Consider the following 25,433-nt stretch of genomic DNA (forward strand, 5'->3'; position numbering starts at 1 on the left):
CGGTGGCGGACGGAACCCGCTGGCCCCTGCGACTAGGCTGCAGGGGGACGACGACCGGACGGAAAGGGGAGCGACGTGCTCGTGGCCGGCTTTCCCGCGGACGCCTTCGGCACCAACTGCTACGTGGTGGCGACCGCTCCGGGGGAGCAGTGCGTGGTGGTCGACCCCGGCATCGGGGTGCTCGACCGGCTCGACGCCGTGCTCGCCGAGCACCGCCTGCACCCGGCCGCCGTGCTGCTCACCCACGGCCACCTCGACCACACGTTCTCCGTCGCCCCGGTCTGCGGCGCGCGGGGCATCCCCGCGTACGTCCACCCGGACGACCGGGAGCTGCTGGCCGACCCGAGCAAGGCGCTGTCGATGGACCTGACCCAGCTGTTCGGCGGCCGGCTGCCGTACGCCGAGCCGGACGACGTGGCCGAGCTGACCGACGGCGCGACGCTGTCGCTGGCCGGGTTGGAGATCACCGTCGACCACGCACCAGGCCATACCGGCGGGTCGGTGCTGTTCCGGTTGCCCGGCGCCGGCTCGCCCTGGGAGGCGGAGCAGATCTGCCTCTCCGGTGATGTGCTGTTCGCCGGCTCGATCGGCCGTACCGACCTGCCGGGCGGCAGCATGCCCCGGATGCTGTCCAGCCTGCGGGAGAAGGTGCTCCCGCTGGCCGACGACACGGTCGTCCTGCCCGGCCACGGCCCCGCGACCACGATCGGCCGCGAGCGCGCGACCAACCCGTACCTCGTCGAGGTGGCGGGCACCGGCGGCGCGCGCCCGGCCGCGCCCACCCGAGGCCTCTAGACCCTCACCCGCGCCCGCGCGGGTTCTCAAGGAGTTCGTGATGAGCAAGCCCACGCCCATTTCCGGCTTCCCCGAGTGGACGCCGGCGCAGCGGATGATCGAGCAGTTCGTGCTCGACCGGATCCGCGCCACGTTCGAGCTGTACGGCTTCGCCCCACTGGAGACCCGTTCGGTCGAGCCGTTGGACCAGCTCCTGCGCAAGGGGGAGACCTCCAAGGAGGTCTACCTGCTGCGCCGGTTGCAGGCCGACACCGACGGTCCGGCCGGTGACGACGCGCTCGGCCTGCACTTCGACCTGACCGTGCCGTTCGCCCGCTACGTGCTGGAGAACGCCGGCAAGCTCCAGTTCCCGTTCCGCCGCTACCAGATCCAGAAGGTGTGGCGGGGTGAGCGCCCCCAGGAGGGCCGCTACCGGGAGTTCCTCCAGGCCGACATCGACATCGTCGACCGGGACACCCTGCCGGCCCACTACGAGGCCGAGATGCCGCTGGTCATCGGTGACGCCCTGCGGTCGCTGCCGATCCCGCCGGTGCGGATCCAGGTCAACAACCGCAAGATCTGCGAGGGCTTCTACCGGGGCATCGGGCTGACCGACGCCGAGGCGGCGCTGCGCGCCGTCGACAAGCTCGACAAGATCGGCCCGGCCGGGGTGACGGAGCTGCTGGCGAGCACCGCCGGGGCGAGCGAGGCGCAGGCCAAGGCCGTGCTGTCGCTGGCCGAGATCTCCGCGCCGGACGCCTCCTTCGCCGACGCGGTGCGCGGCCTCGGGGTGAGCGACCCGCTGCTGGACGAGGGCGTCGCGGAGCTGACCGCCGTGGTGGAGACCGCCGCCGCGCACGCGCCCGGCCTCTGCGTGGCCGACCTGCGCATCGCGCGGGGCCTGGACTACTACACGGGTACGGTCTACGAGACGCAGATGATCGGCTACGAGCGGTTCGGCTCGATCTGCTCCGGCGGCCGGTACGACAACCTGGCCAGCTCCGGCAACGTCCGGTTCCCCGGCGTGGGTATCTCGATCGGGGTGACCCGGCTGCTCGGTCTGCTGTTCGGCGCCGAGGCGCTGTCGGTGTCCCGTTCGGTGCCGACCTGCGTGCTCGTGGCGGTCACCGCCGAGGAGGACCGGGCAGCCAGCGACGCGGTAGCGGCGGCGCTGCGCTCGCGCGGTGTGCCGACCGAGGTGTCCCCGTCGGCGGCCAAGTTCGGCAAGCAGATCCGGTACGCCGAGCGGCGTGGCATCCCGTACGTCTGGTTCCCGGGCGCGGACGGCGACGAGGTCAAGGACATCCGTTCCGGCGAGCAGGTGCCGGCCGCGGCGGGCGAGTGGACGCCGCCCCGGGCGGACCTGAAGCCGCTGGTCGGCCCGGCCGGCACTGGCGTCTGAAGGCGTTTCGACCTACGGTGGCGTAAGTTACGCCACCGTAGGGAGAACGTCGTGACCGTGCTCAGCCAGACCGCTCTGCTCACCGAACTCGAGCCGGTGGTCGAGAAGAACCTCGACCGCCACCTGTCGCTGGCCAAGGAGTGGTTCCCGCACGAGTACGTGCCGTGGAGCGAGGGCCGCACCTTCGACGGCCCGCTGGGCGGCGAGGCCTGGTCGCCGGAGGACTCGACGCTGCCCGAGGTGGCGCGTACCGCGCTGATCGTCAACCTGCTCACCGAGGACAACCTGCCCTCGTACCACCACGAGATCGCCACCCTGTTCGGGCGTGACGGCGCGTGGGGCACCTGGGTGCACCGGTGGACCGCCGAGGAGGGGCGGCACGGCACGGCGATCCGCGACTACCTGACCGTGACCCGGGCGGTGGACCCGGTGGCGCTGGAGCGGGCCCGCATGGTGCACATGTCGGCCGGCTACCAGAACGTCCACGACCAGGAGATGCTGCACTCGCTGGCGTACGTGTCGTTCCAGGAACTGGCGACCCGCATCTCGCACCGCAACACCGGCCGGGCCACCGGCGATCCGACGTGCGAGGCGCTGCTGGCCCGGGTCGCGGCGGACGAGAATCTGCACATGGTCTTCTACCGCAACCTGCTCGGCGCGGCGTTCGAGCTGGCGCCGTCGCAGGCGATGCGTGCCGTCGCCGACGTGCTCGCCAACTTCCAGATGCCGGGTGTCGGCATCGACGGCTTCGCCCGCAAGTCGGTGGCGATCGCGCTGGCCGGGATCTACGACCTGCGCCAGCACCGTGACGAGGTGGTGATGCCGGTGCTGCGCCAGTGGAACCTGTTCGACGTGACCGGCCTGAACGCCGACGGCGAGGCCGCCCGCGACCAGATCGCCGCCCACCTGGACACCCTGGAGACCCAGGCGTCCCGCTTCGAGGAGCGCCGCGCCGCCCGAGCCGCCCGCACCGCCGCCAAGGCCTGACGCCCGCCCCTCACTCCCGCGCGATCTTGCACTTACGGCCCCCGCGAATGCCGCGAAACCGGCACTGCGGGGGCCGAAACTGCAAGATCGCCGAGAACAGGGGCGGCGGCGGTCAGGGGAGGGGGAAGATGAGGCAGGTCGAGGTGGCGTGGGCCACCAGGCGGTCGGCCGGGTCCGTCAGGCGGGCCTCGGCCAGGGCGGTACGGCGGCCCCGTTGGAGCACGGTGCCCTCGCAGCGCAGCGTGCCGGTGTCGACTGTCACCGGGCGCAGGAACTTCACGTTGAGGTCCAGCGACGTGTAGCCGACCCCGGCCGGCAGCGTGGTGTGCACGGCGCACGCCGCGGCGGTGTCGAGCAGCGTGGAGAGGACGCCGCCGTGGACGGTGCCGAGCGGGTTGTAGTGGAACTCCTGCGGCAGCAGCTCGACCGCCACGCGCCCCTCCTCGGCCTCCATCCGGGACATGTCGACGAGGTGCATGATCGGCGGCGCGGCCAGCTCGCCGACGATCATCGCCTGCATCAGTTCCAGGCCGCTGCGCCGGCCCAGGTGTGCGGCGCCGGCCGCCGGGTCGGACCAGGTGAACGTACGGGTGCGCTCCTGCGTCTGCGTCATGGACTCAGCCTCGCAGCGCGTTGCTGAGTCTGTCAATCAGACCTAGCCTGGCGGCATGAGACCCGCGGCACTGGACTGGTCGGTGGAGAACTGCACCATCGCGCGCGCGATGGAGATCCTCGGCGAGCGGTGGACCCTGGTCGTGCTGCGCGAGGTCTTCAACGGCGTACGCCGGTTCGACGACATGCGGGTGCGCACCGGCATCCCGCGCCAGGTGCTCACCAACCGGCTCGCCATGCTCGTCGAGCGCGGCGTGCTGCGCCGGGTGCCGTACCGCGAGCCGGGCAGTCGGCCGCGCCAGGAGTACCGGCTCACCGAGATGGGCCTGGACCTGTGGCCCGTGCTCGTCGCGGTGCTCGGCTGGGGTGACCGCTACCTGGCCGACCCGGAGGGCTCGCCGCTGAGTGTCGCGCACCGCGACTGCGGCGCCGAGGTCCGGGTCGCGTTGCGCTGCGCCGAGGGGCACGAGATCACCGAGGCGCGGGACGTGCTGCCCCGCCCGGGCCCGGGGGCCCGCAGCCGCAACCTCTGAATCGGCTCTGACAGATGATGTCGATGTTGTTGCTCCGGCGTTACATCGGGCGCTGGTGCGAATCCGGGCAAAGCCATGTCTTGCTTACGATCTTAAATGTGTGAATACTTTGGGCACCCGGGCGGTTTCCCCAGGTCGCCCGGGTTGTCCTCGGGCGCGCCCCCATGACAGCGCCCGTTCACCCCCATTCGGAGGTTGTTACATGCGACCCACGAGGTCCACGCTCCGCCGCGCCGCCGCAGTAGCCGTCGCCGGCACCCTGGTCACCGGCTCGCTGCTCGGCGCACCCGCGCAGGCCGCCCCCACGGCCCTCTCGCCGGACGCCGCCGCCACCCTCGTCGAGAAGCTCGGCGCCCGCGCGGCCGGGACGTACGCCGACGCCAGCGGCAAGATGGTCGTCGCGGTGACCGACACCGCGACCGCCCGCCAGGTGCGGAACGCCGGCGCCATCCCGAAGATCGTGGCGCGCGGCGCGGACAAGCTCAACGCCGCCACCAGCGAGCTGGAGCGCTCCGCGAAGATCCCCGGCACCGCCTGGTGGACCGACCCGGCCACGAACCAGGTCGTCGTCTCCGTCGACAGCACCGTCACCGGCGCCAAGCTGGAGCGGGTCAAGGCCGCCGCCGCCCGGCACAACGGCGCGATCCGCATCGAGGCCGAGGCCGGCACGCTGAGCACCCGGATCTCCGGCGGCCAGGCGATCTACGCCAGCGGCGGCCGGTGCTCGCTCGGCTTCAACGTGCGTAGCGGTTCGACGTACTACTTCCTCACCGCCGGGCACTGCACCAACATCGGCTCGACCTGGTACTCCAACTCCAGCCGCACCACCGTGCTCGGCACCCGGACCGGCACCAGCTTCCCGGGCAACGACTACGGCATCGTCCGGCACAGCAACTCGGCCAACGCGGCCGGCAACGTCTCGCTCTACAACGGCAGCTTCCAGGACATCACCTCGGCCGGCAACGCGTACGTCGGCCAGTCCGTCCGCCGTTCCGGCAGCACCACCGGCCTGCGCAGCGGCAGCGTCACCGCGCTCAACGCGACCGTGAACTACGCCGAGGGCAGCGTCTCCGGCCTCATCCGCACCAACGTCTGCGCCGAGCCCGGCGACAGCGGCGGCTCGCTGTTCAGCGGCACCACCGCGCTGGGCCTCACCTCCGGCGGCAGCGGCAACTGCTCCTCCGGCGGCACGACCTACTTCCAGCCGGTCACCGAGGCGCTCAGCCGCTACGGCGTGAGCGTCTTCTGATCCGCGCACCGCAGTGGACGGGCCGCCGGTCACCCGGCGGCCCGTTCCGCGTACCCGGTCAGGCGCCCGCTCCGAGGCGGCCCGGACCGACCGGCGGCCCGTCCGGGCGCGGCGGCTCCGCCGGCTGGGCCGTCCAGTGCCGGTGGGCCCGTCGCGCGGACAGCACCGCCGCCAGCGGCCAGAGCGTCACCGCGAGCGCGGCCACCCGCTCGGCCAGTCCGGTCCGGGAGCCGCCCGTCACCTCGGCCACCGACCAGCCGAACAACGCCAGCAGGACGGCCGTCACGGCCAGCGCCACCGGCCGGCGGAACGCCCACGGCGGCCGGCCCGCCGGGGAGGCGGCCACCTCGCGCGGCACTCTGCGGGGCAGGCGCAGCGCCGTCCCGGCCGGCCACAGCGACAGCGCGAGCACCGCCACGGTGGCCACCACGCCGTGCGCCGGGGAGCCACCCACCTGCGGCCGGGGGAACGCGATGAGCGCGACGGTGGACACCCCACCCACCGCGAGCAGGAAGCGACTGGGCAGCCCGGCGGCGTGCAGCGCGGCGGCGGTGGCGCAGTAGCAGCAGCCGAGCAGTACCAGCGCGCCGCCCATCAGCCACGGATCGGTGGCGCCCTCGCCGGCCAGCTCGCTGATCGTGTCCCGCACCGGGTCGTACCCCCGGCCCCTGGCGGGCGCCCGCCACCGTCCAGCCCGCCACCAGCAGCGCGGGCGCGGCGGCCGCGGTGGCCACGGCCCAGCTCGGTACGGCACGCACCCGGTCACGGTAGACCGCCGGACCCGGCCCGCAGGGCGCTTTCGCCACCGCCGAGGCGGACCGGCTCGACGGGTGCCCGGGAGCGGGCCCGCCCGCCCTGACAGAATGCGGGGGAGCAGTGAGTGGACCAGATTGAGGAGACGCCAGCCGTGATCCGTACCCACAATGCCGGAAGCCTGCGCGCCGCGGACGCCGGCTCGACGGTGACGCTCGCCGGGTGGGTGGCCCGCCGGCGCGACCACGGCGGTGTCATCTTCGTCGACCTGCGTGACGCCTCCGGCGTCGTGCAGGTGGTCTTCCGCGAGGAGGACGCGCACGCGCTGCGCAACGAGTTCTGCGTCAAGGTCACCGGCGAGGTGACCCGCCGCCCGGAGGGCAACGAGAACCCGGACCTGCCCACCGGCGAGGTCGAGGTGACCGCGACCGCGCTGGAGGTGCTCTCCGAGGCCGCGCCGCTGCCGCTGCCGGTGGACGACCAGATCGAGGCCGGCGACGACATCCGGCTCAAGTACCGCTACCTGGACCTGCGCCGGGGCGGCCCGGCCAAGGCCATGCGGCTGCGCTCGCGGGCCAACCAGATCGCCCGCGGCGTGCTGCACGAGCGGGACTTCCTGGAGATCGAGACGCCGACGCTGACCCGCTCCACCCCGGAGGGTGCCCGCGACTTCCTGGTGCCGGTGCGCCTGCAGCCCGGCAGCTGGTACGCGTTGCCGCAGTCGCCGCAGCTGTTCAAGCAGCTGCTCATGGTCGGCGGCATGGAGCGGTACTACCAGATCGCCCGCTGCTACCGCGACGAGGACTTCCGCGCCGACCGGCAGCCGGAGTTCACCCAGCTCGACATCGAGATGTCGTTCGTCACCGAGGACGACGTGATCGACCTGGGCGAGGCGATCGTCTCGGCGCTGTGGAAGGACCTCGCCGGCTACGAGATCTCCCGGCCGATCCCGCGCATCACCTGGCACGACGCCATGTCCCGGTACGGCTCGGACAAGCCGGACCTGCGCTACGGCGTCGAGCTGACCGAGCTGACCGAGTACCTGCGCGGCACCGAGTTCCGGGTGTTCGCGGGCGCGATCGACGCGGGCGGCTACGTCGGCGCGGTGGTCATGCCCGGCGGCGCGTCGCAGACCCGCAAGGAGCTGGACGGCTGGCAGGACTGGGCCAAGGCGCGCGGCGCGCGCGGCCTGGCGTACGTGGTGCTGGACGCCGAGACCGGCGAGCCGCGCGGCCCGGTGGCGAAGAACCTGTCCGAGGCGCACCTGTCCGGCCTGGCCGACGCGGTCGGCGCGAAGCCGGGCGACGCGGTCTTCTTCGCCGCCAGCACGAACACCCGCGAGGCGCAGGAGCTGCTCGGCGCGGCCCGCATCGAGATCGCCAAGCGGTCGAACCTGGTCGACGAGAGCGCCTGGGCGTTCTGCTGGGTCGTGGACGCGCCGATGTTCGAACGCACGGACGAGGGCGGCTGGACCGCCGTGCACCACCCGTTCACCTCGCCGAACGCCGAGTGGGTGGACCGGTTCGAGGACGCGCCGGACCGGGCGCTGGCCTACGCGTACGACATCGTCTGCAACGGCAACGAGATCGGCGGCGGCTCGATCCGTATCCACCGCGGCGACGTGCAGCAGCGGGTGTTCGACCTGCTCGGCATTACCGCCGACGAGGCGCAGGACAAGTTCGGCTTCCTGCTGGAGGCGTTCAAGTACGGCGCCCCGCCGCACGGCGGCATCGCGTTCGGCTGGGACCGGGTCTGCATGCTGCTGGCCGGCGCGGACTCGATCCGCGAGGTGATCGCGTTCCCGAAGACCCGGGGCGGCTTCGACCCGCTGACCGGCGCGCCCACCCCGATCACCGGGCAGCAGCGCGCCGAGGCCGGCATCGACGCCAAGCCGAAGGCCCCGACCGGCCCGCACGCCGGCACCGCCGGCCCGGCCGCCCCGGTGGCCGACCCCGTCTGATCCTCGCTCTCCGGAACTGGCCCGCGTCATGATGACGCGGGCCTTTTTCGATCTTCGGGGGAGACGACATGAACCTGCTCGTGGTGGGAGCCAGCGGTTTCCTCGGCACCGAGGTGTGCCGGCAGGCGGTCGCCGCCGGGCACCGGGTCGCCGGCACGTACCACCGCGCCGCCGTCGCGGTGCCCGGCGTCGCGCCGCACCGGCTCGACGTGACCGACCGCGCCGCCGTGCGTGAGCTGCTGACCCGGGTACGCCCCGACGCTGTCGTCGCCACCCCCTACCGGTACGACGACTGGGCGGTCACGGCGGACGGGGCGGCCCACATCGCGGTCGCCGCCGCCGAGGTGGGTGCCCGGCTGGTGCACCTGTCCAGCGACGCGCTGCACGCCGGGCGTCCGAAGCCGTATGCGGACGAGGACGTGCCCACGCCGCTGCACCCGTACGGGGCGGCGAAGGCGGCGGCGGAGACGGCGGTGCGGGCGGTGGACCCGGGCGCGGCGCTGGTGCGGACGTCGCTGATCGTGGGGGAGGGCAGTAAGCAGATCCAGCTCTGCCGGGACGCGCTGGCCGGCCGGGCCACGCTGTTCACCGACGAGCTGCGCTGCCCGGTGCACGTGGCCGACCTCGCCGCCGCGGTGCTGGAGCTGGTGCCGGGCGAGTACGCCGGGCTGCTCAACGTGGCCGGGCCGGACGCGGTGAGCCGCGCCGAGCTGGGGCTGCTGGTGGCCCGGCACGACGGGGCGGACGCGGGCGGGCTGCGGACGACCACCATCGCCGCCGCCGGGCTGCACCGGCCGGGCGAGGTGGTGCTGGACTCCACCCGGGCGGCGGGGCTGCTGCGGACCCGGCTGCGGGGCGTCGCCGAGCTGTACGGCTAGTTGCACAGAATCTTTGCAAGCATCTTGTGCATGGAAAGTGTGCACAGATATTGTGCATCGCATGGAGGAGAAGAAGGAGCGCACCGTACGCATCGACCACCGCCAGGTCCGCGCGCTGGCCCAGCCGCTGCGCATGCGGCTGATCGGGGCGCTGCGCGTGGTGGGCCCGTCCACCGCCACCGCCCTGGCCGAGATGCTCGGTACCAACAGCGGCGCGACCAGCTACCACCTGCGCCAGCTCGCCGAGGTCGGCCTCGTGGTCGAGGACCCCGACCTCGGCACCGGCCGGCAGCGCTACTGGCGGGCCGCGCACGACGTCACCAACTGGGAGTCGAGCGACTTCGACGACGACCCGGACGCGCGCGCCGCGATCGAGTGGATCGAGGCGGACTACGTCCGCTTCTTCGCCGGGCACGCCGAACGCTGGTTCGCCCAGCGGCACCAGTGGTCGCCCGCCTGGCGCGACGGGTTCGGCATGGGCGACTTCTTCATGCGGATCCCGGTGGACCGCCTGGAGGCCATCAAGGAGGAGGTCTTCGCGCTCTTCGAGCGGCACCGCGACGAGACCGACCCGGACGACCCCGACGCCGAGACGGTGCAGCTCTACCTCGCCGCCTTCCCGATGGACGCGGCGTTGCCGCGGACCACCCCGCCGTCCACTGAGGAGAAGTCGTGACCGCGCTGTCCGTACGCCAGATCCGGATCCGCTACCTCACGCTGTACGGCCTGCGCTGGCTACCGAGCGGCCTGCTCATGCCGGTGATGATCCTGCTGATGCAGGAGCGCGGCCTCACGCTCTCCCAGATCGGCCTGGTCGCCACCGCCCAGGGCCTCGTGGTGCTGGCGCTGGAACTGCCCACCGGCGGCTTCGCCGACGCGCTCGGCCGCAAACCGGTGCTGGTCGCGGCCTGGGCCGTCGGCCTCGGCTCGCTGGCGCTGATGGCGGTGGCCGACTCGTTCTGGATGTTCTTCCTGGTCTGGGCGCTGCAGGGCATCTACCGGGCGCTCGACAGCGGCCCGATGGAGTCCTGGTACGTCGACGCCACGCTCGCCGTCGACCCGAAGGCCGAGTACGAGCGCGGCCTCGGCTGGGCCGGCACCGTCGTCGGTGTCGCCATCGGCGCGGGCGCCCTGCTCAGCGGCGGCCTGGTCGCGCTCGGTCCGATCGGCCCGGTCAGCGCCCTCGCGCTGCCGGTGATCGTCGCCGCCGTGCTCCAGGCCGTCTCCATCGTGGCGCTGCTCGCGCTGATGGCCGAGCGGCGGCCCGCGTCCGGCCCGGCCGCGCTGCGCGCCTCGGTGGTCGATGCGCCCCGCATGGTCGGGCAGGCCGTCGGGCTGCTGCGCCGCAACCGGGTACTGCTGGCCCTCGTCGCCGTCGAACTGTTCTGGGGCTTCGGCATGGTCACCTTCGAGTCGCTGCTCCCGGTACGCCTCGCCGAGGTGCTCGACGACCCGGCCCGCGCGGCGGCGCTGCTCGGCCCCGCCGGTACGGCGGCCTGGCTCGCCAACGCCGCCGGCGCCGCGCTCACCCCGTTCCTGCTGCGCCGCCTCGGCGCCGCCCCCGCTGCCGCGCTGATGCGCATCCTGCAGGGCGTGACTGTGGTCGGCATGGGCCTGCTGGCCGGCCCGGTCGGCATCCTCATCGCGTACCTCGCCTGCTACGCCGTGCACGGCGCGTCGAACCCGCTGCACATGGGACTGCTGCACCGGCAGGTCGACGGCCCGTACCGGACCAGCGTGCTCTCGCTGAACTCGATGGCCGCCCAGCCGGCCGGCGCGCTCGGCGCGGTCACGCTGACCGCGCTGGCCGACGCCACGAGCGTCAGCGTCGCGATGTTCGTCGGCGCGGTGGTGCTCGCCGTGGCCGCGCCGCTCTACCTGCCGGCCTGGCGCGCCGCCCGCCGTGCCCGCTCTTCGGTCGAGGTGGCGCCGGAGGTGACGGGCGGCGGCCCCGGCCACGCCGGCCCGCCCCTCGACCCCGCCCCCGCGGTGGCCGCGCCCGCTCCCGCCGGCCGCGACTGAGCCGACCGGCCGGGTGGAACGTCATGGGTGTCTCGGACGCCGTTTGACACCCATGACGTTCCACCCACGCGGTCGGGGCGTCGCGTGTCAGGCGAGTTTGACGGAGGTGCGGCGTTCGGCGGCGGTGAAGCCGAGCCGGCCGTAGAGCCGGATCGCGCCCACGTTGTCCGGGTAGACACCCAGCGCCACGGTGTCGTACCGGCCGAACAGGGCATCCGTCATCCCGGCGGTCAGCGCCGCGCCCAGCCCTCGGCCGCGAAGCCCGGGCGCGACAGTCAACCCGGCCAGGAAGCCGATGTCGCCGCGGCTGCGATCGGCGCCGCAGGCGAGCAGGCGGTCACCGTCGCGGATGCCGTACCAGTCGACGATGCCCGGCTCGCCCGGCCGCGAGGTGGTGGCCGGGAACGCCTCCTCGATCAACGCGGCCAGGGCGGAGTGGTCGGCGGCGGTGAGGCGTACCACCCGCTCCTGCTCCGGCCGGCGCGGCGGCGGGCCGCTCGTCCAGAGGAAGTCCCACTCGGTCAGCCGGGCCACCGGCAGCCGCGCGGCCACCTCGTCCGGATCGGCGTGCGACAGGTTGATCGACTGACCGGCCCGCAGCGTCCCGTCCGCCCGGTGGGCGGCGAAGACGTCGAGCGCCGGGCCGGGTGCGCCGACCGCGCCGCCGGCCGACCACTCGCCCGGCGGGAGCAGCCATCCGACCGCGCCGGCGTGCCGCCATCCGCGCGCGGCCTGGTCGCGCCGCAGCGCGTGCCGGGCGTACGGGTGGCGGCCGGCCGCGTCGAGCAGCGCGTCCCGCCCGGTCAGCGATTCGTCGACCGTGATCATTCCGCCAGCGTACGAGCATCCCCGCTGGTACCGAGGGTTGAGGCACCGCCTGTTCCACGGTGGAGATTGACGAACAGACCGATTGGGTACATCCGTCGCCGACCTGCTGGGAACCCCCACCGGAGGAACGACATGCTCGCCATTCTCGCGGCCATCGTGTTCGGTTTCGCGCTGCTGCTCGACTTCATGAACACCGACCTCGGCGCCCCCGATCTGTTCAGCACCTCGACCCTCATGCTCATCGGCTTCCTGCTGCTCTCGCTCTACCTGGCCGGCGTCGGCTCCGGCCCGCGCGGCGGCGGTGGCGGCCGGTGGTACCGGGGCCGGCGGCCGGGTCGCGGCTGACCGGAAAAGACCACCCCGGGCCGGGGCGGCGGCGCGATTCCGGCGTCGTCGGCCCGGCCCGGTACTGTCTTCGTGATGGAATCGGACGCCCTCTTCAGCCTCGGCGAGCCGGCCGGCGCACCCGCGGGCGCGGGCGGCGCCGACGGCTTCACCGACGCCCGGGCGGACTCGCCCCTGCCGGTCCGGATGCGGCCGGCGGGCATCGACGAGCTGGTCGGGCAGGAACACCTGCTCGCGCCGGGAGCGCCGCTGCGTCAGCTGGTCGAGGGCGCGACGCCGATGTCGGTGATCCTCTGGGGTCCGCCGGGCAGCGGCAAGACCACCATCGCCCACCTCGTGGCCCGGGCCACCGACCGGCGGTTCGTGGCGATGTCCGCGCTGACCGCCGGCGTGAAGGACGTCCGCGCCGTGATCGACACCGCCCGCCGGCAGCGGCGGTCCGGCGGCCCGCCGACGGTGCTGTTCATCGACGAGGTGCACCGGTTCAGCAAGACCCAGCAGGACTCGCTTCTCGCCGCGGTCGAGGACCGGACCGTCACGCTGCTGGCGGCGACCACGGAGAACCCGTACTTCTCGGTCATCTCGCCCTTGCTGTCGCGCTGCGTGCTGCTCACCCTCCAGGCCCTCGACGACGACGACGTCCGCGGCCTGCTGCGCCGCGCGGTCGCCGACGAGCGCGGACTCGGCGGCGCGCTGGTCCTGGCCGAGGAGGCGGAGGACCACCTGGTCCGCCTCGCCGGAGGCGACGTGCGCAAGGCGCTCACCGCGCTGGAGGCGGCCGCGGCCACCGCTACCGCGCTCGGCACCGGCCGGATCGACCTGGCGGTGGCCGAACAGGCGGTCGACGTGGCGGCGGTGCGATACGACCGCGACGGCGACGCCCACTACGACGTGACGAGCGCGTTCATCAAGAGCATGCGCGGCTCGGACGTGGACGCGTCACTGCACTGGCTGGCCCGGATGCTGGTGGCCGGTGAGGACGCCCGGTTCATCGCCCGCCGGTTGGTGATCTTCGCCAGTGAGGACGTCGGCATGGCCGATCCCACCGCGCTGACAGTGGCCACCGCGGCCGCCCACGCGGTCGAGTACGTGGGCCTGCCCGAGGCGCAGCTCAACCTGGCCCAGGCGGTCATCCATCTGGCCACGGCGCCGAAGTCGAACTCGGCCACCACAGCGATCGGCGCCGCCGTCGCCGACGTTCGCGCGGGTCGGGGCGGTCCGGTGCCGCGCGGGCTGCGCGACGCCCACTACTCCGGCGCGCGGGGCCTCGGTCACGGCCGCGGCTACCGCTACCCGCACGACGACCACCGGGGGGTGGTCACCCAGCAGTACGCTCCGGACGACCTCGTCGGCACCGACTACTACCAGCCCAGCGGGCACGGCGCGGAGCGGGCGGTGGCCACCCGGCTGCCGCTGCTGCGCCGGATCGTACGCGGGCTGCCGGCTCCGGCGACCCGGGCGGAGGCCGGCGCCCCGGCCACCGCGAACGGGGCCCGGGTGGGGGGCGGCGAGCAGGCCAGCGGGGCGAGTGAGGGCGGCAGCGACGCCGCCGAGGGGGGTCAGTAGTGATGGCGCGTGGTCCGGAGCGGCCGGCGGACGGCCCCGACGAGCGGCGCGACCCGCGGGGCAAGGGCCGCCGATGGGGACGCGGCCGGGCCGAGCCCGAGCTGGACCCGACTGTCGTCGGCGAGGAACTCGGCTGGATCGACGACCTGCGCACCGCCAAGCACCAGGGCGGTGAACTCGGGCCGGACGGTGACGTCCCGGCGCCGCACCCCGGCCCCGACCCGTCCTGGCCGGCCGCCGAGCCGCGTCGCCCGGCCCTCGCGCCGGGCCCCGCCCCCGGCATGCCGCCCGCCGGCCGACCGGCTGCGCCGCCCTCGGCACCGGGCCCGCAGCCGCCCTCGGCCGGTCAACCGGTTGCGCCGCCGCCCGCAGGCCGGTCCGGTCCGTCGCCGACAGGCCCGCAGGCGCCCGGCCGTCCCGTGCCGCCCCAGGCAGGCGCGCCCCAGGCTCCCGGCCGTCCCGTTCCGCCATCGGCCGGCGCACCGCAGGCCCCAGGCCGTCCCGTGCCGCCACCGGCCGCCGCGCCCCAGGCTCCCGGCCGGCCTCACCCGAGCGGGCCCGCTCCGGGCGGCCGCACCGACCCGACGATGCCGCCCGTGACCGGCCGTGCCGGACCGGCGGCGCCCCCGGCCGCGGGCCGCACCGGCGGACCCGGTAACGACCTCCCTCCGGCCCCCGGCCGTCCGGGCATCGACCCGCCTCCTCCGCAGCGACGGTCCGGTGCGGACATCGCCGCACCGGCCGGCCGGCCCGGCATGGACACGCCCCCGGCCGCCGGGCGTCCGGCGGGGGCGATGCCGCCGGGAGCCCGCCCGCCGGTCGAGGACGCGCCTGCCGGTCGCCCCGGCCCGGAGACGCCGCCCGGCGGCCGTCACGGTCCGCGTCCCCCGGTCATGCGCCGCCCCGACGCGCCCGCTCCCGCCGCCCCGCCGGTACGCCCCGGCGGTCCCGAGCCGGGTGCCCCGCGCCGGGCCGCCGACGGTCCCTGGCCCGGCGGCCCCGAAGCCGCCGCCCCGCGCCGCCCGGTCGACGGTCCGTGGCCGGGTGTGCCCGAGGCGCCGCGTCCGCCGGATGCGCCGTACCGCCGCCGCCCGGACGGACCCACCGGTCAGCAGCCACCGGTCACCGGCACCCGCACGCCGTCGGGGGCGCCGTCGCCCGGCCGCGTGCCCGCCGACGCGGGCCGGCCTTCCGCGGACGGCGACACCCGCGTACCGCCGGCGCCCCGCGGCGGGCACGGCGCCGGGCCCGAGGGCCCGCACCCGGCCGACCCGACGATCCCGCCGCCCGCCGGACGACGGGCCCGCCCCGACGACACCGCCGGCATCCAGCCGGTCTCCGGTGCGGGCCGCCGAGCGCGTGCCGACGGCGTTCCGCCCGGCACCCGGCCCGTCTCCGGTGCCGGCCGCCGCGCCGCGCCGGAAGGCGTCGCACCCGGCGCGCCGGCCGGGCGAGCAGTTCCGGACGCCGCCCCGGTCTCCGGTGGCGGGCGCCGTGCCCGGCACGACGAGCCCACCGGCGGTCACCACCTGCCCGCACCCGGCGCCGAACCCGCAGCCACGCCCGGCCGGCGGGCCGCCCCGGATCGCTCCCCGGTCGTGCCGCGCAGCGGCAACGCACCGGACGTGCCGGGCGCGCCCGTGTCCGGCAGCCCGGCGACCGGCCCGACCTCGCCCACCCGCCGTCGCGGCGCGCCAGCCGGCCGCGGCTCCGCGCCCGACACGGCCGGCGGCCGGAGCGGCGCACCCGATGCGGCCGGCGGTCGACGGGCCGCACCAGAGGTACCCGGCGCCCGGCGGGCCGCGCCCGACGAGCCGGGTGGCCCCGGTGTGGCCGAGACGCCAGGCCGACGGGCCGCCCGTGACGATGCCGGTGAGCAGCGGCCGCAACGGCCCGAACGGCCCGCCGACTGGCTGCGGCAGGCCGGTCGTTCGCCGCACACCGACCCCGCCATGCCGGTCACCCGCCGTCCGGCCGGCCCACCCGCCGAGGAGCCGCCCGCCCGTTCCGGTGATCCCGCCGGCCGGGCCGGTGTCGCAGTGCCGCCGGTGCGTCCCGATCCGGGTACGCCGTCCCCGCGACAGGGGCAGCCCGGCCCCGATGTGCCGGCGCGCGCCGAACCGGCGGCCCGCCCCGACCAGTCCGGCCCGGGCATGCCCCCGGCCCGGCCTCAGCCGTCCGACCCGCCGTCCACCCGGCCCGGCCCGGCCCGCGGCGCTGCCCGTCCCGGTGTCGCCGCCGTCCCCGGTGGCGCCCCGGCCGGCCCCGGCTCGCGCGGCGACCTCGACCGCACGGGCGGAACTCCGGTCGGTGGGCGTCCCGGTGGCGGACCGGCCGGCCCGGTCGAGCCTGGCCCGCGCGGCGACCTCGATCGCACGGGCGGGATTCCGGCCGGCGGTGGCCGTCCCGGTGGTGCTCCGGCCGGCCCGGCCGGACCCGGTGGCGACGGCCGTGGGGTGGCCCGCCCCGACGACATCTCCCGGCCCGGCGCCGGGCCCCGACCGCCGGTGCCCCCCGGCGCCCGAGGACCGGCGGGCGACGCCCCGATGCCGCCCGGCGCGCCGGTGGCCGCCCGCGCGGCCGCGGGTGTGGCCCGTCCGGTCGCGCCGGACGACCGGCCCGCCGGGCGGGCGACACCACCCGGACCGGAGACGGGCCGGCCCGGACCGGGCGGCCCGGCGACACCGGCGGCGGCCCGGGCGGCTGTGGTCGTACCCCCGGGGGAGCCGGCGGGGCCACGGCCCGGCGGTCCCGGACCGGCCGACAGCGGCGCGGAGGCCGGTGGCCTGCGTGGCGCGCGGTCCGAGCTGCGCCGGCAGATGCGCGAGCGCAGCCGGCTGCGGCTGGGCATCCTCGCCCTGGTCAGCCTCGTGCTGCTGGGTGCGGTGCCGCTCTACTTCGGGATGCGGACGCTCAGCCGCGACCCGGTCTTCGACACCCTCGACGAGCTCTCGGTGCCCGCCTGGGCGCAGAGCAACACGGTGGACAACGTCAGCGGCAGCCGCTGGTGCCTGCAGGACTGCCGCCTGCGCGAACGGTCCGTCGAGTCGGAGCAGGGGTGGAAGGAGACCGTCGCGGTCTACGAGAAGGCGCTGGCCGGGGACGGGTGGCGGCGCTGGAAGGTCGACCGTTGCCCGGACGAGAAGGTCCCTGGCAGCTACACCTGCTGGCGCCGGGACGAACTCACGCTCGACCTGTGGGTACGCGACCGCACCTGCACGCCCCCGCCGATCGACGGAGCGCCCGCGCCGTCCACGCCCGCCGAGCCCGCAGCGGCGGCGTGCACCGGCTCGTTGGTGTCGGTGAAGGTGCGCAACGCGATCGATGACGAGCGCACCGGACCGACACCGACCACCGATCCGTCACTCACCGGTGAGGATCCCTACCCGACGCTGACCGACGACCCGCTGGGCGAGGTGACCCCCTCACCGTCGTGAGCCGACTTCCATCACGGACGGTAGGGTCTGGGGCTGGCACGCCCGTCCGTGCCCGGTGACCGGGTCGGCGTGGCGCGAAGTGGGTAGGTACGGTCGCGCGTTCCGGGGCGTCGGGTTCCGGGACACTGCTTGAGGAGGACTTTCGCGTGAGTGGTGGAGAGATCGCTGCGCTGATCGCGGCCGGCGCGTTCCTGATGCTGGTGCTCGTGCTGGCGGTGCCGATCCTGCGGCTGCGGCACACCGTGGACGCGACGACCCGCATGATCACCGACGTGAACGAGCGCACCGCGCCGCTGCTCGGTGACGTGAACACCACGGTGAAGAACGTCAACGTGGCGCTGGAGCAGGTGCAGACCTCGCTGGACGGGGTGAACCTCCAGCTCGCCAAGGTGGACACCATGACCAGCCACGCGCAGAACGTCACCGCGAACGTGGCGAACCTGGCCACCGTGGTCTCCGCCGCCGCCGCGAACCCGCTGGTCAAGGTGGCCGCGTTCGGCTACGGCGTGCGCCGGGCCGCCTCCGCCCGCCGGCACGCCGAGACCGAGCGCGAGGTGCGCGACACCATCAAGCAGCAGCGTCGCGCCGCCAAGCGCGGCAACCGCTGACCCCGACCGGCGTACGCGGGAAGGATGAGAACATGAGGCGGTTGTTCTGGCTGGGCATCGGGCTGGCCGTGGGCGTCCTGGTGGTGCGCAAGGCCACCCGGACCGCGCAGGCGTACACCCCGGCCGGCATCGCCAGCGGGCTGTCCGAGTCCGCCGGCGGTCTGGTCGAGTCGCTCCGGGCGTTCGTGGACGACGTCCGGGTCGGCATGGCCGAGCGTGAGCAGGAGATCCACGAGGCCTTCGCCCGCGGCGAGGTGTACGACGACCAGTTCGCCGAGCTGCGGGAGGACCCGCGGATCGGCGACCGAGAGATTTTCCCGGAGGACCACCAGCGATGAAGACGGCGGAGATCAAGCGGCGGTTCCTCGCCCACTTCGAGGCGAACGGGCACACCGTGGTTCCGTCCGCTCCGCTGCCCGCCATCAGCGACCCGAACCTGCTGTTCATCAACGCGGGCATGGTGCAGTTCGTGCCCTACTTCCTGGGCCAGCAGACCCCGCCGTACGCGCGGGCGACGAGCGTGCAGAAGTGCATCCGGACGCCTGACATCGACGAGGTCGGCAAGACCAGCCGGCACGGCACGTTCTTCCAGATGAACGGCAACTTCTCCTTCGGTGACTACTTCAAGTCCGGTGCGATCCCGCTCGCCTGGGACCTGGCCACCAAGTCGGTCGAGGCGGGCGGTTTCGGACTGGACCCGGAGCGGATCTGGGCCACCGTCTACCTGGACGACGACGAGGCGTACGACATCTGGCGTGCCACCGGCGTGCCGGCCGATCGGATCGTGCGCCGCGGCAAGGCTGACAACTTCTGGTCGATGGGCATCCCCGGCCCGTGCGGCCCCTGCTCCGAGCTGTACTACGACCGCGGCCCGGCCTACGGCCGCGAGGGCGGTCCGGAGGTCGACGAGGACCGTTACCTGGAGTTCTGGAACCTCGTCTTCATGCAGTTCGAGCGCGGCCCGGGCACCGGCAAGGAGGACTTCCCGATCCTCGGTGACCTGCCGGCGAAGAACATCGACACCGGCATGGGCCTGGAGCGGATGGCCTCGCTGCTGCAGGGCGTGGACAACCTCTACGAGATCGACGAGGTCAAGCCGATCCTCGACCGGGCGGCCGAGCTGACCGGCAAGCGCTACGGCGTGCACTCGGGTCACGCGGCCAACGAGTCGCACCCGGACGACGTGCGCCTCCGGGTCATCGCCGACCACGTGCGCACCTCGCTGATGCTCATCGGCGACGGGGTGACCCCGTCGAACGAGGGCCGGGGCTACGTGCTGCGGCGGATCATGCGCCGGGCGATCCGGGCGGTGCGGCTGCTGGGCTACCAGGACCGGGCGCTGCCGGAGCTGCTGCCGGTGGCCCGCGACTGCATGGCGCCGTCGTACCCGGAGCTGGCCGAGGACTTCGGCCGGATCTCCCAGTACGCGTACGCCGAGGAGGACGCGTTCCTGGCCACGCTGCGCGCCGGCACCACGATCCTGGACACCGCCATCGCCGAGACCAAGTCGGCCGGCAAGGCGGCGCTCTCCGGTGACAAGGCGTTCCAGCTGCACGACACGTACGGCTTCCCGATCGACCTGACCCTGGAGATCGCGGCCGAGCAGGGGCTGCAGGTCGACGCGGAGGGCTTCCGCCGGCTGATGGCCGACCAGCGCAGCCGGGCCAAGGCCGACGCGCAGGCGCGCAAGACCGGGCACACCGACGTGTCGGCCTACCGGTCGGTGCTCGACGGCGGCGGGCCGGTGGAGTTCACCGGCTACACCGAGCTGAGCCGGGAGTCACGGGTCCGCGCGCTGCTGTCCGGCGGCGCCGCGATCTCCGCGGCGGTCGAGGGCGACACGATCGAGCTGGTGCTCGACACCACCCCGTTCTACGCCGAGGGCGGCGGCCAGCAGCCCGACCAGGGGCTCATCACCGTCGGCGGCGGCCAGGTCGAGGTCTTCGACGTGCAGCAGCCGGTGCCCGGCCTGATCGTGCACCGGGCCAAGGTGGTGCGCGGCGAGGTCCGCTCCGGGGAGACCGGGTACGCCGAGATCGACGTGTCCCGCCGCCGGGCGATCTCCCGCTCGCACACCGCCACGCACCTGGTGCACCAGACGATGCGCAACTTCCTCGGCGAGTCGGCGACCCAGGCGGGTTCGCTCAACGCGCCGGGCCGGCTGCGGTTCGACTTCAACACCCCGACGGGTGTGGCGCCGAGCGTGCTGCACGACGTCGAGCAGCAGGTCAACGAGGTGCTGCTGGCCGACCTGGAGGTGCACGCGTTCGTCACCAGCCAGGAGGAGGCCCGCCGGATCGGGGCGATGGCCCTGTTCGGCGAGAAGTACGGCGAGCGGGTCCGGGTCGTCGAGGTCGGCGACTACGCCCGCGAGCTGTGTGGTGGCACGCACGTGGCCCGCTCCGCCCAGCTCGGCCTGGTGAAGATCCTCTCCGAGGCGTCTGTGGGTTCCGGCGTCCGCCGCATCGAGGCGCTCGTCGGCATGGACGCGTTCGGCTTCCTGGCCCGTGAGCACCTGCTGGTGTCCCGGCTGGCCGAGCTGTTCCGGGTGCCCGGCGAGCAGGTGGCCGACCGGGTGGAGCAGACCGTCACCCAGCTGCGCGACGCGGAGAAGGAGCTGGAGAAGCTGCGCGCCCAGCTCGTGCTCGGCGGGGCCGGTGCCCTGGCGGCGCAGGCGAAGGACGTGCGCGGCGTCGCGTACGTCGGCACCGAGGCGCCGGAGGGCGCGGCCGCGAACGACGTGCGGACCCTCGCCCAGGAGATCCGGGGCCGGATCGACGCGGCCCGCCCGGCGGTGGTCGCGGTGGCCGCCCGGGCCAACGGCAAGGCGTCGCTCGTGGTGGCCGTCAACCAGGCCGCCCGGGGACGGAACCTGAGCGCGAAGGACCTGGTCAAGGCCGCGTTCTCCGGCCGGGGCGGCGGCAGCGACGACCTGGCCCAGGGCGGCGGACTGCCCGCGACGGAGGCGCCGAACCTGCTGGTCACCGTCGAGCGGGCGGTCGCCGGCACGGCATGAGTGAACGCACCGAGCGGCGCGAGGGCCGTGAGCGCATGCCCGGCGGGCACGGCATGAGCGCACGGATGTACGCCAGGGCGGACCACCCGGTCCGCCCTGGCCCGTACCGGCGGGGAGGTGTCCGCTCGTGACCGAGCTGTCCCGTGGCGTCCGGCTGGGCGTCGACGTCGGCCAGGTCCGGGTGGGGGTGGCCCGCTGTGATCCGCACGGCATCCTGGCCACGCCTTTGGTGACGCTGGCCCGTGACCTGACCGCCGAACCGGACGCGGTGCCCGGCGACATGGCCGAGCTGGTCCGGCTCGCCGCCGAGCACGAGGCGGTGGGGATCGTGGTCGGGCTGCCGGTCAACCTGGCCGGAAAGCACGGCCCCGCGGCGGCGAACGTATCAGCATATGCCAGCCGATTGGCTGATGTAATGAGGCCGATTCCGGTGACGCTGACGGACGAGAGGATGTCTACCGTCGTCGCGAGTCGTAGGCTGGCCGAACGGGGCGTCCGGGGAAAGCGCCAACGAGCGGTGGTCGACCAGGCCGCCGCGGTGGAGATTCTGCAGAGCTGGCTGGACGCACAGCGGAGGCGGACGCAATGATCGACGATCTTGATCTGGGGTTCGACGAGCCGGACAGGGGGGAGAAGGGCCGGCACCGGCGCGGCGCGGTGCGCCGACGCCAGGGCAAGTCCGGCGGCGGCCGGGGCAAGACCCTGCTCGCCCTCGCCCTCGCGCTGGTCCTGCTCGGCGGCATCGGCGGCGGTGCGTTCTACGGCTTCGACCGGGTCCAGAACTACTTCGTCACACCCGACTACGACGGCTCCGGCACCGGCGAGGTGACCGTCGAGATCAAGCAGGGCGCGTTGATCGCCGACATGGCCGACGCGCTCGTCGCCGCCGACGTGGTGAAGAGCACCAAGGCGTTCATCGAGGCCGCCGAGGAGAACTCGCGCAGCAAGAACATCCAGCCCGGCACGTACAAGCTGCGCAAGCAGATGAGCGGTGACGCGGCGGTCGCGGCGATGCTGGACCTCAAGAACAAGATCGTCAACGGGATCACCATCCCCGAGGGCCTCACCGCGAAGACGGTCTACAAGCGGCTCTCCGAGAAGACCGACATCCCGGTCAAGGACTTCGAGGCCGCGGCGAAGGACCCGGAGGCGCTCGGCGTACCGGACTGGTGGTTCAAGCGTTCCGACGGCAAGAAGGTCAACCCGTCGATCGAGGGCTTCCTCTTCCCGGACACCTACGAGATCCCGCCGAAGGCCACCGCCGAGACGATCCTCAAGCTGATGGTGGACAACTTCCTTACCGTCACCTCCGGCATGCAGTACGCCGAGAAGGTGCAGAAGGAACGCGGCGGCATCACCCCGTACGAGGCGCTGATCGTCGCCTCGCTCGCGCAGGCCGAGGCCGGCAACAAGGTCGACCTGGGCAAGGTCGCCCGGGTCGCGTACAACCGGGTCTACGGCGAGTTCCCCTGCAACTGCCTGGAGATGGACGTCACCGTCAACTACTACCTGGAGCTGACCGGGCAGAAGACCAAGGCATCCAAGGACATGACCGCCGCCGAGCTGGACAACCCGAAGAACCCGTACAACCGCAAGCTGCGCGGGCTGGTCCCCTCGCCGATCAACAACCCCGGCAAGGAGGCGCTGGAGGGCGCGCTGAGCCCGCCGGACGGCAAGTGGCTCTACTTCGTGGCGATCAGCAAGGACGGCCGCTCCGCGTTCGCCGAGACCTACGCCGAGCAGAAGCGCAACGAGCAGAAGGCCAAGGAGGCCGGGATCATCTGATGGCCGATCCCCGCCGCGCCGCGGTGGTCGGCAAGCCGATCGCCCACTCGCTCTCCCCGGTGATCCACACCGCCGGGTACGCGGCGGCCGGGCTGACCGGCTGGTCGTACACCCGGATCGAAGCCGGCGCCGACGAGCTGCCCGGCCTGGTCGCGGGCCTCGGCCCGGAATGGGCCGGGCTGTCGGTGACCATGCCGGGCAAGGAGGCGGCGCTCGCGCTGGCCGACGAGGTCTCGCCGGTCGCCGCCGCCGTCGGCGCCGCCAACACGCTGGTACGCCGGCCCGACGGCACCTGGTACGCGGACAACACCGACGTCACCGGCATGGTCGAGGTGCTCACCGGCGCCGGCTGCGTGGCCGGGGCGGTGGTCACCGTGCTCGGCGCGGGTGGCACCGCCCGGGCGGCCATCGCGGCGGCGACCCGGATCGGGGCGGCCGAGGTGACTGTGGTGGCCCGCCGCCCGGAGGCGGTCGACGAGCTGCGTCCGGTCGCGGCGGCCGCCGGCGTTCCGCTGGCCGGGGCCGAGTGGGACGGCGCGCCCGCGCACGCCCGCGCCGACCTGGTGATCTCCACGGTGCCGAAGGGCGTGGCCGACCCGCTCGCCGACAACTTCGACTGGCGGCCCGAGTCGGTCTTCTTCGACGTGGTCTACGACCCGTGGCCGACGCCGCTCGCGGCGGCGGCGCTGGCCGCCGGGTGCCGGGTGGTCTCCGGGCTGGATCTGCTGCTGGCCCAGGCGTACGGCCAGTTCGAGCAGTTCACCGGTGTCCCCGCGCCGCGCGCCGCGATGGCCGACGCCCTGGCACGGGAACGGGTCGGCGCCGGACCGGCGTGACCGGTGCGCGGACGGGCCCGTCCGCAGGGCGGGATGCGGCGGGCGGCGTACGCCGGCGACCACCGGGCGTGACACACTGACCGTCGTGTTGCGCTGGCTGACTGCAGGTGAATCGCACGGACCCGCCCTCGTCGCGATGCTGGAGGGCGTACCCGCCGGCATCGAGGTGACCACCGGGGAGATCTCCGGCGAGCTGGCCCGGCGCCGGCTCGGCTACGGCCGGGGCGCCCGGATGTCGTTCGAGCAGGACGAGATCGAGATCATCGGCGGGCTCCGGCACGGGGTGACGCTCGGCAGCCCGGTGGCGATCCGGGTCGGCAACTCCGAGTGGCCCAAGTGGCGCACCGTGATGGCCGCCGACCCGGTCGACCCGGAGGAACTGGCGAACCAGGCCCGCAACGCGCCGCTGACCCGGCCCCGGCCGGGCCATGCCGACCTGGCTGGCATGCAGAAGTACGGGCACACCGACGCCCGGCCGATCCTGGAGCGCGCCAGCGCCCGGGAGACCGCCGCCCGGGTCGCGGTGGGCACCGTCGCCAAGGCGCTCGTGCGTCAGGCGCTCGGCGTCGAGATCGTCTCGCACGTGGTCGAGCTGGGTCCGGTGGCGGTCAAGCCGGGCCTGCGCCCCACGCCGGAGGACGCCGCGCGCATCGACGCCGACCCGCTGCGCTGCCTTGACGCCGAGGCCAGCGCCCGGATGGTCGCCGAGGTCGACGCCGCGAAGAAGGCCGCCGACACGCTCGGTGGCGTGGTCGAGGTGCTCGCGTACGGGGTGCCGCCGGGCCTGGGCAGCCACGTCCAGTGGGACCGGAAGCTCGACGCCCGCCTCGCCACCGCGCTCATGTCGATCCAGGCGATCAAGGGCGTGGAGATCGGCGACGGCTGGCAGCAGGCCCGCTCGCGCGGTTCGGAGGCGCACGACGAGATCGTGCCCACCGCCACCGGCGTGCGGCGGATCACCGACCGGGCCGGTGGCCTGGAGGGCGGCATCACCACGGGTGAGCCGCTGCGGGTGAAGGCGGCCATGAAGCCGATCTCGTCGCTGAACCGGGCGCTCGCCACCATCGACGTGACCACCGGCGAGCCGGCCACCGCGATCAACCAGCGTTCCGACGTGTGCGCGGTGCCGGCGGCGGCCGTGGTGGCCGAGGCGATGGTCGCGCTGGTGCTGGCCGAGGCGGCGGTGGAGAAGTTCGGCGGCGACTCGGTCGCCGAGATGCGCCGCAACCTGACCGGTTACCTCGACAGCCTGGTGATCAAATGAGCACCCGGCCGGTCTGCGTGCTGGTCGGGGCACCCGGCTCCGGCAAGACCACAGTCGGCACGGCGCTCGCCGAGGCGCTCGGCGTCGGCTTCCGGGACACCGACGCCGACATCGAGGACCTCGCCGGCAAGCCGATCCCGGAGATCTTCGTGGACGAGGGGGAGGAGCACTTCCGTACCCTCGAACGGGCCGCCGTGGCGGCGGCGCTCGCGTCGCACGCGGGCGTGCTTGCGCTCGGCGGCGGCGCGGTCCTGGCCGAGGAGAACCGGGCCGCGCTGATCGGCCACACGGTGGTGCACCTGTCGGTGGAGCTGCCGGACGCGCTCAAGCGGGTCGGTCTGGGTGCCGGCCGGCCGCTGCTCGCGCTGAACCCGCGCGCCACGCTCAAGCACCTGCTGGACCAGCGCCGCCCGCTCTACGCCGAGGTGGCGACCGCGACCGTGGTCACCGACGGGCGTACGCCGCAGGAGCTGGCCGCGGAGATCGCCGCGCTGCTCAAGCCCTGACACCCGCCCCGCCGCGCCTGGCTCCCGCCCTCGGTGGAACGCCGTGGGTGTCTCCGGGGCGTTATGACACCC

General features: G+C 74.3%; 23 protein-coding genes. 20 read left to right on the plus strand and 3 right to left on the minus strand.

Going from position 1 to position 25,433, the window contains the following annotated elements; genetic code table 11:
- The first annotated feature begins 75 nt into the window (after positions 1-75).
- The 3 genes from O7546_RS09345 to O7546_RS09355 are packed head-to-tail and all read left to right on the plus strand — an operon-like array spanning position 76 to position 3,163.
- The gene (locus O7546_RS09345) at positions 76-795 is read left to right on the plus strand and encodes an MBL fold metallo-hydrolase (protein WP_194802896.1); all 720 of its coding nucleotides are present in this window, start codon (positions 76-78) and stop codon (positions 793-795) included.
- 40 nt (positions 796-835) lie between these two features.
- Positions 836-2,176 carry a histidine--tRNA ligase gene (gene hisS / locus O7546_RS09350; RefSeq protein WP_194802895.1) on the plus strand — a complete coding sequence of 447 codons (1,341 nt, stop codon included), beginning with the start codon at positions 836-838 and terminating at the stop codon, positions 2,174-2,176.
- 51 nt (positions 2,177-2,227) lie between these two features.
- Positions 2,228-3,163 (plus strand): acyl-ACP desaturase, encoded by a 936-nt coding sequence (locus O7546_RS09355; RefSeq protein ID WP_194802894.1) that lies wholly within the window; start codon positions 2,228-2,230, stop codon positions 3,161-3,163.
- 112 nt (positions 3,164-3,275) lie between these two features.
- Here O7546_RS09355 and O7546_RS09360 read toward each other — a convergent pair whose 3' ends face one another.
- Positions 3,276-3,776 (minus strand): PaaI family thioesterase, encoded by a 501-nt coding sequence (locus tag O7546_RS09360; protein WP_194802893.1) that lies wholly within the window; start codon positions 3,774-3,776, stop codon positions 3,276-3,278.
- A gap of 55 nt (positions 3,777-3,831) precedes the next feature.
- Here O7546_RS09360 and O7546_RS09365 point away from each other — a divergent pair, with 55 nt between their 5' ends.
- A complete protein-coding gene (locus O7546_RS09365; protein WP_194802892.1) occupies positions 3,832-4,308 on the plus strand; it encodes a helix-turn-helix domain-containing protein in 477 nt (158 codons plus the stop codon).
- A gap of 202 nt (positions 4,309-4,510) precedes the next feature.
- The gene (locus O7546_RS09370) at positions 4,511-5,557 is read left to right on the plus strand and encodes a S1 family peptidase (RefSeq protein ID WP_194802891.1); all 1,047 of its coding nucleotides are present in this window, start codon (positions 4,511-4,513) and stop codon (positions 5,555-5,557) included.
- Positions 5,558-5,615: 58 nt separating this feature from the next.
- On the opposite strand, the gene O7546_RS09375 is transcribed toward O7546_RS09370, so the two are convergent.
- Positions 5,616-6,206, minus strand: coding sequence for a DUF998 domain-containing protein (locus O7546_RS09375; RefSeq protein ID WP_281600740.1), 591 nt, complete (start codon positions 6,204-6,206; stop codon positions 5,616-5,618).
- Positions 6,207-6,464: 258 nt separating this feature from the next.
- On the opposite strand from O7546_RS09375, the gene aspS reads away from it, so the two are divergent.
- The 4 genes from aspS to O7546_RS09395 all read left to right on the plus strand — a co-directional run bounded on the left by aspS (position 6,465) and on the right by O7546_RS09395 (position 11,170).
- Positions 6,465-8,270: an aspartate--tRNA ligase gene (gene aspS / locus O7546_RS09380; RefSeq protein WP_281601149.1), complete on the plus strand. Its 1,806-nt coding sequence runs from the start codon at positions 6,465-6,467 to the stop codon at positions 8,268-8,270.
- Positions 8,271-8,338: 68 nt separating this feature from the next.
- Complete coding sequence (locus tag O7546_RS09385) at positions 8,339-9,148, plus strand: sugar nucleotide-binding protein (RefSeq protein WP_269696561.1); 810 nt, start codon at positions 8,339-8,341, stop codon at positions 9,146-9,148.
- A 61-nt stretch (positions 9,149-9,209) separates the two neighbouring features.
- Positions 9,210-9,824: a helix-turn-helix domain-containing protein gene (locus tag O7546_RS09390; protein WP_194802888.1), complete on the plus strand. Its 615-nt coding sequence runs from the start codon at positions 9,210-9,212 to the stop codon at positions 9,822-9,824.
- Positions 9,821-11,170 (plus strand): MFS transporter, encoded by a 1,350-nt coding sequence (locus tag O7546_RS09395; protein ID WP_194802887.1) that lies wholly within the window; start codon positions 9,821-9,823, stop codon positions 11,168-11,170. The genes O7546_RS09390 and O7546_RS09395 overlap by 4 nt, the downstream gene beginning before the upstream one ends.
- 87 nt (positions 11,171-11,257) lie before the next feature.
- Here O7546_RS09395 and O7546_RS09400 read toward each other — a convergent pair whose 3' ends face one another.
- Positions 11,258-11,998 carry a GNAT family N-acetyltransferase gene (locus O7546_RS09400; RefSeq protein ID WP_269696562.1) on the minus strand — a complete coding sequence of 247 codons (741 nt, stop codon included), beginning with the start codon at positions 11,996-11,998 and terminating at the stop codon, positions 11,258-11,260.
- Positions 11,999-12,130: 132 nt separating this feature from the next.
- On the opposite strand from O7546_RS09400, the gene O7546_RS09405 reads away from it, so the two are divergent.
- The 11 genes from O7546_RS09405 to O7546_RS09455 all read left to right on the plus strand — a co-directional run bounded on the left by O7546_RS09405 (position 12,131) and on the right by O7546_RS09455 (position 25,361).
- On the plus strand, positions 12,131-12,343 hold the full coding sequence (locus tag O7546_RS09405; RefSeq protein ID WP_018785054.1) for a hypothetical protein: 213 nt from the start codon (positions 12,131-12,133) through the stop codon (positions 12,341-12,343).
- A gap of 75 nt (positions 12,344-12,418) precedes the next feature.
- Entirely contained in the window at positions 12,419-13,909 is a 1,491-nt protein-coding gene (locus O7546_RS09410) for a replication-associated recombination protein A (protein ID WP_194802885.1), read from the plus strand.
- 2,819 nt (positions 13,910-16,728) lie between these two features.
- A complete protein-coding gene (locus O7546_RS09415; RefSeq protein ID WP_135243889.1) occupies positions 16,729-17,346 on the plus strand; it encodes a hypothetical protein in 618 nt (205 codons plus the stop codon).
- Between the two features lie 146 nt (positions 17,347-17,492).
- Complete coding sequence (locus O7546_RS09420) at positions 17,493-17,954, plus strand: DUF948 domain-containing protein (protein WP_013285490.1); 462 nt, start codon at positions 17,493-17,495, stop codon at positions 17,952-17,954.
- A gap of 32 nt (positions 17,955-17,986) precedes the next feature.
- Positions 17,987-18,292 (plus strand): hypothetical protein, encoded by a 306-nt coding sequence (locus O7546_RS09425; protein ID WP_013285491.1) that lies wholly within the window; start codon positions 17,987-17,989, stop codon positions 18,290-18,292.
- A complete protein-coding gene (gene alaS / locus O7546_RS09430) occupies positions 18,289-20,970 on the plus strand; it encodes an alanine--tRNA ligase (RefSeq protein WP_194802883.1) in 2,682 nt (893 codons plus the stop codon). The genes O7546_RS09425 and alaS overlap by 4 nt, the downstream gene beginning before the upstream one ends.
- Positions 20,971-21,097: 127 nt before the next feature.
- Positions 21,098-21,559, plus strand: a complete 462-nt coding sequence (gene ruvX, locus O7546_RS09435) for a Holliday junction resolvase RuvX (RefSeq protein WP_194802882.1) — start codon at positions 21,098-21,100, stop codon at positions 21,557-21,559.
- On the plus strand, positions 21,556-22,755 hold the full coding sequence (gene mltG / locus O7546_RS09440; protein ID WP_194802881.1) for an endolytic transglycosylase MltG: 1,200 nt from the start codon (positions 21,556-21,558) through the stop codon (positions 22,753-22,755). The genes ruvX and mltG overlap by 4 nt, the downstream gene beginning before the upstream one ends.
- Entirely contained in the window at positions 22,755-23,591 is an 837-nt protein-coding gene (locus O7546_RS09445; protein ID WP_281600741.1) for a shikimate dehydrogenase, read from the plus strand. The genes mltG and O7546_RS09445 overlap by 1 nt, the downstream gene beginning before the upstream one ends.
- A gap of 85 nt (positions 23,592-23,676) precedes the next feature.
- Positions 23,677-24,855 (plus strand): chorismate synthase, encoded by a 1,179-nt coding sequence (gene aroC / locus O7546_RS09450; protein ID WP_194802879.1) that lies wholly within the window; start codon positions 23,677-23,679, stop codon positions 24,853-24,855.
- Complete coding sequence (locus O7546_RS09455) at positions 24,852-25,361, plus strand: shikimate kinase (protein ID WP_194802878.1); 510 nt, start codon at positions 24,852-24,854, stop codon at positions 25,359-25,361. The genes aroC and O7546_RS09455 overlap by 4 nt, the downstream gene beginning before the upstream one ends.
- Positions 25,362-25,433: the final 72 nt, after the last annotated feature.

This window comes from Micromonospora sp. WMMA1976 (assembly GCF_027497335.1).
Lineage (GTDB): Bacteria > Actinomycetota > Actinomycetes > Mycobacteriales > Micromonosporaceae > Micromonospora > Micromonospora aurantiaca.